This window comes from Peribacillus sp. 05N428 (genome assembly GCF_056397085.1).
The window spans coordinates 246,136-260,305 of sequence record NZ_JBFTMS010000004.1; the positions used below are offsets into that span (position 1 = coordinate 246,136).

18 protein-coding genes are annotated in these 14,170 nt (G+C 41.4%); 16 read left to right on the top strand and 2 right to left on the bottom strand.

The genetic code is table 11. The features are described 5' to 3' along the window. The first annotated feature begins 79 nt into the window (after positions 1–79). On the top strand, positions 80–961 hold the full coding sequence (locus AC1DIV_RS06225; RefSeq protein ID WP_340876908.1) for a patatin-like phospholipase family protein: 882 nt from the start codon (positions 80–82) through the stop codon (positions 959–961). Positions 962–984: 23 nt separating this feature from the next. On the opposite strand, the gene AC1DIV_RS06230 is transcribed toward AC1DIV_RS06225, so the two are convergent. Further along, the gene (locus AC1DIV_RS06230) at positions 985–1,359 is read right to left on the bottom strand and encodes an SA1362 family protein (RefSeq protein WP_048677789.1); all 375 of its coding nucleotides are present in this window, start codon (positions 1,357–1,359) and stop codon (positions 985–987) included. A 137-nt stretch (positions 1,360–1,496) separates the two neighbouring features. After that, complete coding sequence (locus tag AC1DIV_RS06235; protein WP_340876907.1) at positions 1,497–2,450, bottom strand: DUF1385 domain-containing protein; 954 nt, start codon at positions 2,448–2,450, stop codon at positions 1,497–1,499. Between the two features lie 333 nt (positions 2,451–2,783). Here AC1DIV_RS06235 and AC1DIV_RS06240 point away from each other — a divergent pair, with 333 nt between their 5' ends. The 15 genes from AC1DIV_RS06240 (at position 2,784) to accC (ending at position 14,160) form a co-directional block, all read left to right on the top strand. After that, on the top strand, positions 2,784–3,296 hold the full coding sequence (locus AC1DIV_RS06240; RefSeq protein WP_477575993.1) for a YqhR family membrane protein: 513 nt from the start codon (positions 2,784–2,786) through the stop codon (positions 3,294–3,296). A 94-nt stretch (positions 3,297–3,390) separates the two neighbouring features. Next, positions 3,391–3,840: a type II 3-dehydroquinate dehydratase gene (gene aroQ, locus AC1DIV_RS06245; protein WP_034308334.1), complete on the top strand. Its 450-nt coding sequence runs from the start codon at positions 3,391–3,393 to the stop codon at positions 3,838–3,840. Further along, complete coding sequence (locus AC1DIV_RS06250) at positions 3,837–4,898, top strand: M24 family metallopeptidase (RefSeq protein WP_477575995.1); 1,062 nt, start codon at positions 3,837–3,839, stop codon at positions 4,896–4,898. The genes aroQ and AC1DIV_RS06250 overlap by 4 nt, the downstream gene beginning before the upstream one ends. A 26-nt stretch (positions 4,899–4,924) precedes the next feature. After that, a complete protein-coding gene (gene efp, locus AC1DIV_RS06255) occupies positions 4,925–5,482 on the top strand; it encodes an elongation factor P (protein WP_034308328.1) in 558 nt (185 codons plus the stop codon). 615 nt (positions 5,483–6,097) lie between these two features. Beyond that, positions 6,098–6,286: a hypothetical protein gene (locus AC1DIV_RS06260; protein WP_477575997.1), complete on the top strand. Its 189-nt coding sequence runs from the start codon at positions 6,098–6,100 to the stop codon at positions 6,284–6,286. A gap of 171 nt (positions 6,287–6,457) precedes the next feature. Beyond that, positions 6,458–7,390, top strand: coding sequence for a stage III sporulation protein AA (gene spoIIIAA / locus AC1DIV_RS06265; RefSeq protein ID WP_477575998.1), 933 nt, complete (start codon positions 6,458–6,460; stop codon positions 7,388–7,390). Further along, a complete protein-coding gene (gene spoIIIAB / locus AC1DIV_RS06270; protein WP_034308322.1) occupies positions 7,383–7,898 on the top strand; it encodes a stage III sporulation protein SpoIIIAB in 516 nt (171 codons plus the stop codon). Before spoIIIAA ends, spoIIIAB begins: the two co-directional genes overlap by 8 nt. A 21-nt stretch (positions 7,899–7,919) precedes the next feature. After that, positions 7,920–8,123, top strand: a complete 204-nt coding sequence (spoIIIAC, locus tag AC1DIV_RS06275) for a stage III sporulation protein AC (RefSeq protein WP_034308319.1) — start codon at positions 7,920–7,922, stop codon at positions 8,121–8,123. A gap of 23 nt (positions 8,124–8,146) precedes the next feature. Beyond that, positions 8,147–8,527, top strand: coding sequence for a stage III sporulation protein AD (gene spoIIIAD / locus AC1DIV_RS06280; RefSeq protein WP_223255841.1), 381 nt, complete (start codon positions 8,147–8,149; stop codon positions 8,525–8,527). Positions 8,528–8,560: 33 nt separating this feature from the next. Then, the gene (gene spoIIIAE, locus AC1DIV_RS06285; RefSeq protein WP_048681800.1) at positions 8,561–9,769 is read left to right on the top strand and encodes a stage III sporulation protein AE; all 1,209 of its coding nucleotides are present in this window, start codon (positions 8,561–8,563) and stop codon (positions 9,767–9,769) included. 16 nt (positions 9,770–9,785) lie between these two features. Further along, the gene (gene spoIIIAF, locus AC1DIV_RS06290; RefSeq protein ID WP_034308312.1) at positions 9,786–10,394 is read left to right on the top strand and encodes a stage III sporulation protein AF; all 609 of its coding nucleotides are present in this window, start codon (positions 9,786–9,788) and stop codon (positions 10,392–10,394) included. Positions 10,395–10,401: 7 nt separating this feature from the next. Beyond that, positions 10,402–11,073: a stage III sporulation protein AG gene (gene spoIIIAG / locus AC1DIV_RS06295; RefSeq protein WP_053535677.1), complete on the top strand. Its 672-nt coding sequence runs from the start codon at positions 10,402–10,404 to the stop codon at positions 11,071–11,073. 14 nt (positions 11,074–11,087) lie between these two features. Then, entirely contained in the window at positions 11,088–11,669 is a 582-nt protein-coding gene (locus AC1DIV_RS06300) for a SpoIIIAH-like family protein (RefSeq protein ID WP_340876901.1), read from the top strand. A 623-nt stretch (positions 11,670–12,292) separates the two neighbouring features. Continuing rightward, positions 12,293–12,793, top strand: coding sequence for an acetyl-CoA carboxylase biotin carboxyl carrier protein (gene accB, locus AC1DIV_RS06305; RefSeq protein WP_323598491.1), 501 nt, complete (start codon positions 12,293–12,295; stop codon positions 12,791–12,793). Positions 12,794–12,807: 14 nt separating this feature from the next. Further along, complete coding sequence (accC, locus tag AC1DIV_RS06310) at positions 12,808–14,160, top strand: acetyl-CoA carboxylase biotin carboxylase subunit (RefSeq protein ID WP_034308301.1); 1,353 nt, start codon at positions 12,808–12,810, stop codon at positions 14,158–14,160. The last annotated feature ends 10 nt before the right edge of the window (positions 14,161–14,170 follow it).

The window sequence follows — 14,170 nt, forward strand, 5'->3', positions numbered from 1 at the left end:
GCAATTTTCTTTTTAAAACTGTCATAAATCGCTCTAATCCTGCTTAGAAATGTAAAGACCGGATTAGGGGAGGGCAGCTATGATTATTGACGGCGTTTTTTCCGGTGGCGGGATTAAAGGCTATGGTTTAGTGGGAGCCCTGCAGGAATTAGAAGAAAAGGGATTTGTATTCCATCGAACAGCAGGTACGAGTGCAGGATCCATAATTGCAGCATTCGTAGCGGCTGGGTACACGGGAAAAGAAATGGAAAAGTTTTTTCTTGATATAGATTTAAGCGGCCTGCTGGATAAAAGGCGTGGCCTTTTGCCTATCCCATTTGCCAAATGGCTTCTTTTATACTGGAAACTGGGCCTTTATAAAGGCAACGCCTTGGAAGCATGGGTCGCCGGTAAACTTGCCGAAAGGAATGTAGTCACCTTTAAGGATGTTCGGCCGAAATCACTCCGTATCATAACCTCTGACATTACAAATGGAAAATTGGTCGTACTGCCTGATGATTTGCCGAATTATGGAATAGACCCGAGTGCTTTTCCAGTGGCAAAGGCAGTAAGAATGAGTTGCAGCATTCCTTATTTCTTTGAGCCAGTCAAACTTAATGTCGGAAAAAGCAAGTTCCTTTTTGTTGATGGAGGTGTGTTAAGCAATTTTCCAATGTGGTTATTCAATTCAGATCATGTTAGAAAGGAAAGACCGGTCATTGGCTTGCGGTTAAGCGTCGATGAGATATGGAAACCGCATGAGGTGGACAATGCGGTCGAATTGTTCTCCGCACTATTTAAAACGATGAAAGATGCCCATGATGCACGGTATATTTCCAAGAAACACGTCCATAATATTGTATTCATCCCGATGAAGGGAATTTCTGCAATGGATTTTAATCTGGATGATGAAAAAAAGGGTGAATTGATCAATAAAGGCAGGCAATGTACAAAAGAATTCCTTAAAAAATGGACTTATTGATGTTAAATAAAAAAATCGGGCTCTTAAAAAGAAGCCCGATTTTTCTTTTTATTCTTTTTCCCTTCGATGACGGTTAAGTGACTATCCGTTTTCTTTCTCCATTTTATTTTCTTTGATGATTTTGCTGCAGAGAAGCTAGCCACATTATCCTTTTTCGAAGTTCGGTTTTTTAGCCTTTTTTTCGATTGGCGGGCAGCCTTTCGGAATGCTTGCTGCTCTTTCTTAACTGGTTTTCCCTTTGTTAATCCGGTATAAATCATATAAATAATCCCTGCGACAATGGCTATTATGAGAATGTTTCTAAAAAAGCCAATCGGGTCATTAAATAGTCGGCTCAATAGTCCGAGGACTCCGAGGGCGATGATTCCGTATATCATGAAAGATATGAAACGTTTCAACAAAGACACCTCCTTAAGAGCATCATAAGCATTTTTAGCTTATTTTAAACATTCTAATTGTGAAATATTTGAAAAAAATGAAGATCATTCATTTAGTTAGTATATGATTTTTCATCATCAAAATGTGTATAGATGTTTTACACAATTACATCCGAATCTAAACCTTTTTCTGTCTCTTTTTCCATCCTCAACAGTTCTTGGAAGGATGCCAATGCGACTTCGACTTGATCATCGGTAGGGGCTTTGGTTGTCAATAACTGAAGCCAAAGGCCGGGATAGCCAAGGTAACGCAGGATGGGAGTGTCCCTTACTTTGTTAGTCAACTGCAAGACTTCGAATGCAATGCCGAGCACGACGGGGATAAGTAAAATGCGATTGACGACACGAACCCATAGCGGATCAATTGGTACAAGAAGATAGACAAACATCCCTACAATGACAGTAAATAAAATAAAGCTGCTGCCACAGCGATAATGAAGGCGGGAACTTGCCTGCACGTTTGCAACCGTCAATTCTTTTCCGCTTTCAAAGCAATTGATCACCTTATGCTCTGCTCCGTGATACTGAAAGACCCGCTTGATCAATGGCGTCAAGGAAACTACATAAATATATACGAGCAGTAAGATCAGCTTGAACAAGCTTTCCACTAATACCTGAGCCGTATGGCCACTGAAAATGGGTTCTGTCAATTTTGCGAGGAAGACAGGAATCAAGGTGAAAAGCAATTTCCCAAAAAGGAAGGAGATCACACCGATCACGGCAACACCTAGCCAAAGACTTAATTTAGAGGGGTCTTTCGTTTCTTTTTTCGTTTCGACCTCTTTTTCCCCGTCTTCTTCTTCATACTGTTCAGTTGAAAAGTTAAGATGTTTCGAACCGGTGGCACTTGACTGAAGCAGTGATACGATACCCCGTAGAAACGGTATTTTTTTTAAGCGGTTTACAACAGGTTTTGATTCACGCGGCAGATGATAATATACAATCGTCGAATCTTTGCGGCGTACCGCAGTGACTGTGTGATGTTTGCCACCGAACATGACGCCTTCCACTACAGCCTGCCCTCCATAAACGGGTTTTTGAACCTCAGACATTTCTACACCAACCTAATAGTTATTCACGTAGCTCTCTCATGGGTGCTAACATGTGTATTATCAAGCATCACAAGGGTTTAAGGCGGTCCTCCAAAATGGAATGGAAGCTTTACCCCCTGCAATTGCTTTTTGAATGTTGAATCACAGGAAGGTATTATCCTGTGTACATTATAAATTTCAACAGAGGAAGGGGATTTTCCTCTGAAAAAAGCAGATTATTTATGATTTAATCATACAGAATTAATCACAAAACCTCTAGTGATTCTCCTCCCCAATAATAAAAAAAATAGTTCTATTTAACAAAGGGCATACTACGTAGCGGAGGTGTTTGATATGTCTTCTAATGAAAATGGACAAATTCAACAGGAATATCAAAACATGTTAATCTACAATGTACTTGCTGTCGGTTTTGTAGGGGGGGCTTTAGCCAGTTTTATCGGGATTCTAGCCCATTATGTTAACTTTATGGATTTTAGCCCAAAATTCATACTGACTTCGTGGTCAAATATGACCTGGATCGATCATTGGCTCGGTACGGTAATGACCATGATTTTATTCGGAATTCTATCCGTGGGAATCGCTTTTATATACTATAGTCTTTTTAAAAGGATGAAGAGTATTTTTCCGGGTATTATTTTGGGGGTGGTCTGCTGGGCTTTGCTTGTATTTGTCCTGAAACCGATGTTCATCGATTTGCCAACCTTTTATAAAATGTCAGCAAATACGGTTATAACAAGTGTATGCATTTTTATTATATACGGTCTTTTTGTAGGGTTTTCTATATCATACGATCATCAGGAATATTTACGCTATAAAAACAAGTCCGAGAAGCAATCGGAAAGCTGATTGCTTCTTGGTTGTAAAAAAGTAGTAAGACAATTTGTAATTATGATAGAATGTTCATGGAAAGCATTCTTTTAACATGAGCAGGTGTTTGATGATGACAAAAATCTTACTAATCAATGGTCCGAATTTAAATCGCTTGGGGAAGCGGGAACCTGCACATTATGGATCCTCGACGCTTGCGGATGTGGAAGCGCAATTAATGCTGCAAGCACAAGGGTTAAATGTGGAATTAACCACTTTTCAAACTAACCATGAAGGAGCGATTATCGACAAGCTCCATTGGTCAGAGGATCATGGGATCGACGGGATTATCATTAATCCTGGGGCTTTTACTCATTATAGTTATGCGATTCGTGATGCAATAGCCGGAATTGATGTTCCAGTGGTGGAAGTGCATATTTCGAACATACATGCCCGTGAAAGCTTCCGACATGAATCAGTGACCGCTGCGGTATCGGCGGGACAGATTGTCGGCTTGGGGATACACGGTTATGAATTGGCGTTGCAGGCGATCACAAAGATTGCAAAGGGGGAAATTAAATGAATAAACTAATGCGCTTAAGAGCTTCGATGGAAAAGGTGGGCATTGATGGTTTTTTGATCACCAGTACATATAACCGCCGATACATGACCAACTTCACGGGAAGTGCAGGCGTTGTCCTCATTTCCCAAAAAGAAGCTAAATTCATCACTGATTTCAGATACGTGGAACAAGCGGGCAAGCAGGCACCGGACTATGAAGTCGTTCAACACAAAGGAACCATCATCGAAGAAGTCGGCAAGCAGGCTAAAGCGATGAATATCGGCAAGCTGGGTTTTGAGCAAGAGCACCTGACTTATGCTACATATAAAGCTTATGAAGCGGCCATTGATGGCCAACTTTTGCCGGTGTCTGGGGTTATTGAGAATTTACGCTTGATAAAGACTTCATCAGAGATTAAGATATTAAAGGAAGCGGCTGCTATTGCTGATGCTGCGTTTACGCATATACTGGATTTCCTGCGTCCAGGGATTTCGGAACTGGATGTATCCAATGAACTTGAATTCTTTATGAGGAAACAAGGGGCAACTTCTTCTTCCTTCGATATCATAGTAGCATCCGGCATAAGGTCCGCACTTCCGCATGGAGTGGCTACTAATAAAATCATCGAAAAAGGCGATTTTGTCACATTGGATTACGGGGCATATTATAACGGGTATGTGTCTGACATCACTCGGACATTAGCGGTTGGCAAGCCAAGTGAAGAACTTATTAATATTTATGACATTGTTTTAGAAGCTCAACTGAGAGGAATGGCTGGGATCAAACCCGGTATGACTGGCAGGGAAGCGGATGCACTAACTCGAAATCTAATTGAAGAAAAGGGATATGGGCAGTATTTTGGACATTCGACCGGACATGGAATCGGCCTTGAAGTTCATGAAGGTCCAGCATTATCCTTTAGGTCTGATATCATTTTAGAACCAGGTATGGCTGTAACCGTTGAACCGGGCATTTATTTACCGGGCGTAGGCGGAGTGCGGATTGAAGATGATACAATCGTTACAATTGACGGTAACGAAGCACTTACTCATTCAACTAAAGAGTTAATCATTCTGTAAACATGTACATGTAGGAGGACAAATTTATGATTTCTGTAAACGATTTTCGCACGGGTGTTACGATTGAAGTAGATAATGGAATTTGGCAGGTTATCGAGTTCCAACACGTTAAACCTGGTAAAGGTGCAGCTTTTGTACGTTCTAAACTTCGTAACCTTCGTACGGGTTCAATCCAGGAGAAAACATTCCGTGCTGGTGAAAAAGTTGCTAAAGCACATATTGAAAACCGCAAGATGCAGTACCTTTATGCAAGTGGAGACAGCCATGTATTCATGGATAACGAAACGTATGACCAAATCGAGCTCCCGGCTTCAAGCATTGAACGTGAACTTAAGTTCCTAAAGGAAAATATGGAAGTGCATATCATGACTTTCCAAGCGGAAACACTTGGTGTCGAGCTTCCAAACACAGTGGAACTAGAAGTGGCGGAGACTGAGCCTGGAATTAAAGGCGATACATCTTCAGGCGGCACGAAATCAGCCGTACTTGAGACGGGCCTTTCGGTTCAAGTGCCATTCTTCATCAACCAAGGTGACAAACTATTGATCAATACAAATGAAGGTTCTTACGTATCACGTGCATAAATGAAAGAAGGCCGAGATTAATTTCTCGGTCTCAAATTGCAGACAAAAAGGTTTCGGAATGGTTTCATTCCGAAACCTTTTTGATTTTTTATGGGATTGGACTTCATGATGACGCAGATGATCTGCTTCTTCCGTATATTCCTGCCAATATGGAGTGCCACCAGTTTCTGAAGGTCCTTACTTTCTGTACAACACTGTGATAAAGATGAACGAGTCCTGCACAAATGCAATTGGATGATTTGTACACACGATAGTCCTCTTTAATCTCCATTTTACAAGCTGGCACCAGTTGGTCCAAAGTAATCATTCATGCTGATCGAATCATGATCATGTTTAATAAGCAACCTCATCTCCTCAAGTTCCCAGTCTGGAAGGTCCGTATGGTCTCATCCCAAACCATGATTTTATAAGAAGACTTGGTTACCCTTCATGTTTTACTTTTTTATGGAGTGGAACCCTCACTGGATTGAAGAAAACTGCGACACTCCTGCCGAATAACTGGCTAGCCGAGACCCCACAGGCGCTTGCGCCGAGGAGGCTTGGCAGACAGTCGGCGGAAAGGGAGCGGATTTCTGAAATCAACTGAAACTTTTAAATGAAAAATGTATCCGAACCGTGTTTTTAAAACAAGACTTGGTTATCCTTCATGGTTTATTTTTTATATTGGATGAAACCTATATAGGATTGAAGAAATTTGCGACACTCCTGCCGAATAACTGGCTAGCCGAGACCCCACAGGCGCTTGCGCTGAGGAGGCTTGGCAGACTGTCGGCGGAAAGGGAGCGGATTTCTGAAATCAACTGAAACTTTTTTAAAATAAAAAGACGTAGACCGAGATTAATTTCTCGGTCTTTTTTAGATCCAGGAAGTTATAAAAAAATCAATAAATGGTCCGTTTCTTTAATAGCCTGTCATCATTGCGGGCTTGTCGGCATATATTTTATTGAAAGTGGTGTATACAGGAGGATTGTCAAAATGGAAACGATTCTTTCTTTTTTACCGAAAAGTTTATACGAGCAACTCCGCGGTATGACACCGATGATGATCGATAAGATGGAAGAACTGCGAATTCGGGTTGGAAGGCCGCTTGAGGTCATTGTAGGGGGGGAACCATACTTTTTTCCCTATGAAGTGACCCATTCGGATGCAGATCAATTATTGAATAATATAGGTCAATTTTCGTTATATACGCTTGAGGAAGAATTAAAGCGAGGATATATAACCATAGCGGGCGGACACCGGGTGGGGCTTGCTGGCAAGGTGATCCTGGAAAATGGTTCGGTCAAAGCGATCAGGGATATTTCCTCATTCAATATTCGGGTTGCACGTGAAAAAATAGGTGCAGCTGAACCTCTCACTTCATATTTATATGACGGGGAATGGCAGCATACCATGTTGATCGGTGCTCCGCAAACGGGAAAAACGACCATATTACGTGATATTGCAAGAATGATATCCAGTGGTAATGAAAAACTCGGCATTGCCCCTCAAAAGGTGGGGATAGTGGACGAGCGCTCAGAAATTGCCGGATGTGTGCATGGAGTGCCGCAGCTCGAATTCGGAACAAGAGTTGATGTTCTCGATGGATGTCCTAAAGCGGAAGGGATGATGATGATGATCCGTTCGATGTCCCCGGATGTATTGATCGTGGATGAAATAGGCCGCGAAGCGGATACGCAGGCTGTGCTGGAAGCCGTGAATGCAGGTATTAAACTCATGATAACCACGCATGGCCATACACTGGATGAAATCAAGAAGCGACCCATTATCGCTGAAATATTAAAGCAAAACATCTTTGAACGCTTTATTGAATTAAAAAGAAGTAAATCCGGTAGGAGGAGCTACAAAGTCCTTGATGCAGCAGGGGTTCCCATTTACTTGGGAGAAAGGGTGAACCCGCATGTTTAAGTTAATAGGAGCAGCGATAATTATTATAGCGACGACTTGGGCGGGTTTTGAAGCGGCGAAAAAATTAAGTATGAGGCCCCGTCAACTGAGACAGCTGAAAGTCGCCATGCAATCGCTTGAAGCTGAAATCATGTTCGGTCATACACCCTTGAAAGAAGCGGCAAGGAAACTTTCTAAACAGATGGCCAAACCTTTGTCCAGCTTTTTCGATACATTTGCAAATCGACTCGAGTCAGGTGAAACCACCGTCAAAGAAGCATGGGATGATAGTTTGAAGAAAATATGGCAATCCCTTGCTTTAAAACAGGGAGAATTCGAGATTCTTTCACAGTTTGGGGAGACGCTTGGGAAAAGCGATAAATATCATCAGCAAAAGCAAATCATGCTAACGATGGCACATCTGGAACGGGAAGAAACCGATGCACTCGACCGCCAGGGGAAATATGAAAAAATGATGAAAAGTCTTGGTTTTTTATCAGGGCTATTATTGATCATCTTGCTGATGTAGGAATATGTGGGGGGAATGAAAATGGGCATTGACGTGGACATCATATTTAAAATAGCGGGTGTGGGGCTTGTAGTGGCATTTCTTCACACGATACTCGATCAGGTTGGGAAGAAGGAATATGCCCAGTGGGTGACACTTTTCGGATTTATCTATATTTTATTCATGGTTGCTTCTGTAGTAGAGGATTTATTTCAAAAAATTAAATCTGTATTTCTATTTCAGTAAGGGAGGGATTCGCGATTGAAATCATAAAAATCGTGGCCATTGCCCTAGTTGCCACCTTTTTGGCACTGATCGTCAAAGAGCAAAAACCAAATTTAGCATTCCTGCTTGTTGTTTTTGTAGGATGCTCCATTTTTCTTTTTTTAGCTGACAAAATATACGAAATCATTTTAATGTTAGAAAAAATTGCAGTTAATGCGAATGTAAATACCGTGTATCTAGAGACCATTTTAAAAATAATCGGAATTGCCTATATTGCAGAATTCGCTTCCCAAATTACAAAAGATGCAGGGCAAGGTTCGCTCGCTTCCAAAATAGAATTAAGCGGAAAAATCTTGATTCTTGCCATGGCGATTCCGATTTTGACGGTCATTATCGAAACGATTCTACAGATGCTCCCAAGTTAATGGATTACTCCTACTAGTCAATGAGGTGAATGTATGAAGCAGCGGATGCCTTACTTATCCATACTATTCGTTTTACTCTTTTTTTTGCATGCATCTATTGGACAAGCTGCCGAAAATCCAGAAAATGGTGAAGTTGATCAAGAGCCGATCATGCAGTCCGAACTGGTACAAGCCCAAATAGAAAGGCTGGGCGTCGATGAGCTCAAACAATATTGGGATGGCATCGTTACGGAATATGGAGGATTCTTACCGGAAAGCCAGAAAGGGAGCTTCATGGATTTTGTAAGCGGCGATAAGAAATTTTCTTTTGATGAATGGATTAAGGGAATCACAAAATTCATTTTTCATGAACTGCTCGTGAATGGAAAGCTGCTGGGGTCACTCATTTTATTAACCGTTTTCAGCATGTTCCTCCAGTCTTTGCAGAATGCGTTCGAGCAAAGCTCCGTAAGTAAGGTCGCTTATGCAATCGTTTATATGGTGCTGATCATTTTGGCACTTAACAGTTTTCATGTGGCGATTGAATATACAAAAGATACGATAGATTTGATGATTTCCTTTTTAATGGCGCTCATCCCTTTACTCTTGGCATTGATAGCTGCTTCAGGCGGACTTGTATCGGCAGCCTTCTTTCATCCGGTATTGATGTTTTTGATGAATACAAGCGGCATCTTGATTCAGTTCGTCGTCCTTCCGTTATTATTCTTTGCAGCGATTTTAAGCATAGTCAGCACGTTGACCGAACATTACAAAGTGACTCAGCTGGCACAACTTCTCCGTAATTTTGCCATCGGGATCCTTGGAGCATTCATGACCATATTCCTTGGTGTGATCTCCGTTCAGGGAGCATCCTCAGCTGTAGCTGACGGAGTGACGATCAGGACAGCCAAATTCGTGACAGGTAACTTTATACCGGTCATAGGGCGCATGTTTACCGATGCAACGGATACGGTCATTAGTGCCTCCGTCCTTTTGAAAAATACAGTGGGATTGTCAGGTGTCATCATTCTCTTGCTCATTACCACATTTCCCGCCATAAAAATCCTGATGATTTCTTTTGTCTATAAATTGGCAGCGAGTCTTTTGCAGCCGCTGGGCGGAGGACCTGTAATAAAATGCCTTGACATTATAAGTAAAAGCATGATTTATATTTTCGCCGCATTGGCCATTGTCTCACTCATGTTTTTTTTAAGTATCACGGTAATCATCGCCTCTGGAAACATTACCCTGATGGTTCGTTAGAAAGGAGGAGGACTTGGTGAGTTTTTTAGCTGGCTGGGTATCCAACATCATCATATTTGTACTGCTGGCTACTGTGATCGATATGCTTCTGCCGAATTCAGCTTTACAGAAGTATGCCAAAATGGTTATCGGGCTTTTACTGATTGCAATCATCATCACTCCTATATTGGGATTATTCAATAAGGATTTCGATGATATTCTCACTGCGGCCACTAGTGAATTTGAGGATCAGAAAAAAAAAGATTTAGGAAATTTGACAGAAATGAAGAAAAAAGAAATACAAGCTACCCAGGGTGCATATATTTTAAAACAAATGGCTGTTGACTTACAGGCAGAAGTGGAAGAGGAGCTGATGGCGGATTATAACATGAGGATTAGTTCAATTGATGTAGGGGTCAAGAATGAGGAAGAGCCGGGTGTTGATGATCTGCAGAACATAACCATCTCATTGGAAAAGGCAGAAGGGAAAGAAAACTCGGAGATAGAGGCAGTAGCGAAGGTTGATATCAATACAGATAGCCCATCCACTTCGAATGATGCCAATCTGGATGCTGTCAAAAGGTTTCTGGCAACAAGTTGGTCTGTTGATGAAGAGATCATTGAAATCGCCGGGGAAAGGAAGTGACTGAGTATTGAACAAAGACAAAGGTCCATTATCCTGGCTGCAAAAACTATTAAATAAAGACCCTGACCAAAAAGAGCCTAAGGAAAAAAAACCTTCCCTGTATGTCTATGCTCTAATAGTTGTCCTTTTGGGATCGGGAATCATGATGGCCGGGAATTTGTTAACCACCAACAAGACGGGACAAACATCTGAAGTGACGACTGTATTCAATAATGATAAACAGCAGGAAGAAGATGAGGATGTTGAAACATTCGGCCAGAAGAAATCAGAATTCAAGACTACAAAAGACTATGAAATATATCTACAGAATGAAATGAAGGAAGCGCTAGAATCCATCGCAGGCGTCCAGGATGTGAAAGTCGTAATCTACGTCGATGCATCCGAGAAAAAAGTATATGAAAGAAATAAAGTCACCCAAAAACAAGTCACTGAAGAAACCGACCAGGAAGGCGGCAAAAGGACGGTCGAAGACACATCCGTTGATGAACAGCTAGTTTTGGTCAAGAGCGGTGAAAAAGAAGGACCGATCATTTCGGAAACGAAAAAACCTAGTGTACGAGGAGTCCTGGTAGTCGCTAAAGGGGCCGAAAACATTCAAATAAAGAAGTGGATCATCGAGGCTGTCACACGCTCACTTGATGTACCGAGTCACAGGGTTTCTGTCATGCCTAAAAAATAAGGGGGAAAATCTACATGTTATTAAAAAAACAAACCGTTTGGTTATTGACTATGCTAAGTCTGGTCGTTGTGCTTTCAGTCTATTATTTAACCGCTCCTGAAGAAAATGCCGCCGATATGACGGCAACAGAGCAAATGGAACAGGAAGAAAATAAAACAGAGAACAAAGCAGAGACAAAAGGGGAAAATAAAAGTGAAAAAGAAACTTCCAAAAATACAGAAGGTTCCTCTGTAACCATTGCATCTGGAGATGAGTTCGAATCGTTAAGGATGCAGATTGAAGATGAACGGGCGAAGCTGAATGAAGAATTGACTGCTAAGATGGGCAACACAGAACTATCAGCTGAAGAAAGAGACGAGGCTTATGCAAAAATCGAACAATTAAGTGAAACGAAAGTGAAAGAAAATATCATCGAAAACTTAATTGTTGCCATGGATTACAATGCCGCACTGGTCCGGGTTGACGGAACGGATGTTAAGGTGAGTGTCAAGGCGGATAAACAAACGAAAACAGAGGCCAATAACATTATCCGCCTCGTAAGGAAAGAAGTGAGCGATGCACAAAATGTAGTGGTCGATTTCCAACCGGAAAAGTAAACACACATACAGAAAAAAGTGACTGATACAGAACAGTTCAACATCATAAAAATTTGAAAGCCCCCTTAATAAAAAAATGGGAGGCTTTTTATTATGATTTTATTAACTATCTTACAAACCTGGAAACTTTAGAGGAAAAGTTTTTTTATGTCGATTGGAATCAGGAACTCAAATAGAAATGGTGATAATGATCATCCGTAATATTCTAGAAAAGTAATTACAATGGATATTATGGCTGGTTTTCCAGGAATGAAATGCAAAATTCAAGAGAAAGCGTTAAGGTGCCCCAGTTGATAAATATTCACAATATTATAATAAAGGTGTAAGATGGAAGTATGGATATTCAGTAACAATTAATCTATCATTGAATTTGTATAAGCTAATATTGTATGATGTTAGAAGCTGGTCATAAACTTTTCAATTTTCTTAGGGAAACAATATTTTGAGAAAGTGAAATATCTGTTATACTACAGATGAGGTTTGTATTCAGTTTATTCGCATTCGCGTAAAGAAAGCGGCTACTTTGTGCAGTATTGGACAAAGTAGGATAAGCTAAGGGTAGGGTTACATAAAATATTATTGCCTCACAAACTCATATTAAATTAGACAAGGGGTGCCACAAAATGAAAGTGCAAGAAATTCGTGAAATTATTAAGTTAGTCGATCAATCAAATATCGGTGAATTCGTTTTTGAAAATGAAGGAACGAAAATTAAATTGAAAAAAACCGAAACGGGTACAGTATTACACCAAGCAGCTATTGCTCCAGATGTTGTTCAAGCCAATGCAGCTGTAGAGGTCAAGCCCGCAGCGGCCCCTGCCCCTGAAGTACCGAAAGCTGTTGAACCTGCAAAACCGGCTGCTGCCGTCACTGAACAGGAAAATTTACATAAAATCACTTCCCCGATGGTAGGGACATTCTACCAATCTCCTGCACCGGATTCACCTGCATACGTAAAAGCAGGCGATAAAGTAACGGGGGATTCCATCGTCTGCATCGTGGAAGCCATGAAACTTTTCAATGAAATCGAAGCTGAAGTAAGCGGTGAAATCGTGGAAGTCCTTGTAAAAGAAGGTCAGCTTGTAGAATATGGTCAACCATTATTTTTAGTAAAGCCGGAATGAGGAGCTGTTTCTAAATGATTAAAAAGGTATTAATTGCCAATCGTGGGGAAATTGCTGTCCGAATCATCCGGGCATGCAAGGAATTAGGAATCGAGACTGTTGCTGTCTATTCAGAAGCAGATAAAGAAGCATTACATGTTCAAATTGCTGATGAAGCATATTGCATCGGTCCTAAATTATCAAAAGACAGTTATTTAAATACAACCAACATTATCAGCACAGCCAAGAAAACGGGATCCGATGCAATTCATCCGGGATATGGTTTCCTAGCTGAAAATGCCGACTTTGCCGAGCTATGCCGTGAATGCAATATCATTTTCATCGGCCCTAGCCCCGAAGCGATCAATAAAATGGGAACAAAGGACGTAGCAAGGGAAACTATGCGCAAAGCTGGTGTACCGATCGTGCCAGGTTCTAAAGGCATAATCAAAGATACGGATGAGGGTGTAGCACTAGCTAATGAAATGGGCTATCCAGTCATCATCAAAGCTACTGCAGGCGGAGGCGGTAAAGGTATCCGCGTCGCAAGGACGGAAGAAGATCTCATTAAGGGCATTAACATCACGCAACAGGAAGCCGCGACGGCATTCGGGAATCCTGGCGTGTATATTGAAAAGTTCATCGAGGACTTCCGTCACGTTGAAATACAGGTCATGGCAGATAATCATGGCAACGCCATCCATTTAGGTGAGCGTGATTGTACGGTCCAACGACGTTTGCAAAAACTTGTTGAAGAAACCCCGTCACCGGCGTTGGATGGTGAAATACGTGCGGAAATGGGGCAGGCCGCTGTGACGGCTGCACTTGCCGTAAACTATTCAGGTGCCGGAACAGTAGAATTTATTTATGACTATGTGAATAGAAAATACTACTTTATGGAAATGAATACACGTATCCAGGTTGAGCACCCAGTTACAGAAATGGTAACGGGCGTGGATTTGATTAAAGAACAGATCAAAGTTGCTTCAGGCAACAAACTATCGCTTTCGCAAGAGGATGTCACTTATAACGGATGGTCTATCGAATGCCGGATCAATGCCGAAAATCCAGAAAAGAATTTCATGCCTTCCGCAGGTAAGATTCAAATGTATTTACCTCCAGGCGGCTACGGAGTTCGTGTTGATTCTGCGGCATACCCTGGGTACTCCATACCGCCGTATTACGATTCCATGATCGCTAAATTGATTGTCCATGCACCGACTAGAGAAGAGGCGATCGAGAAGATGAAACGCGCCTTGGGTGAGTTTGTCATTGAAGGGATCAGTACCACAATTCCTTTCCATATTAAGTTGCTTCAGCATGAACAATTTGTTTCCGGAGAATTTAATACCAAATTCCTTGAAATATATGATGTAATGAACTCATAATGTAAAGGAA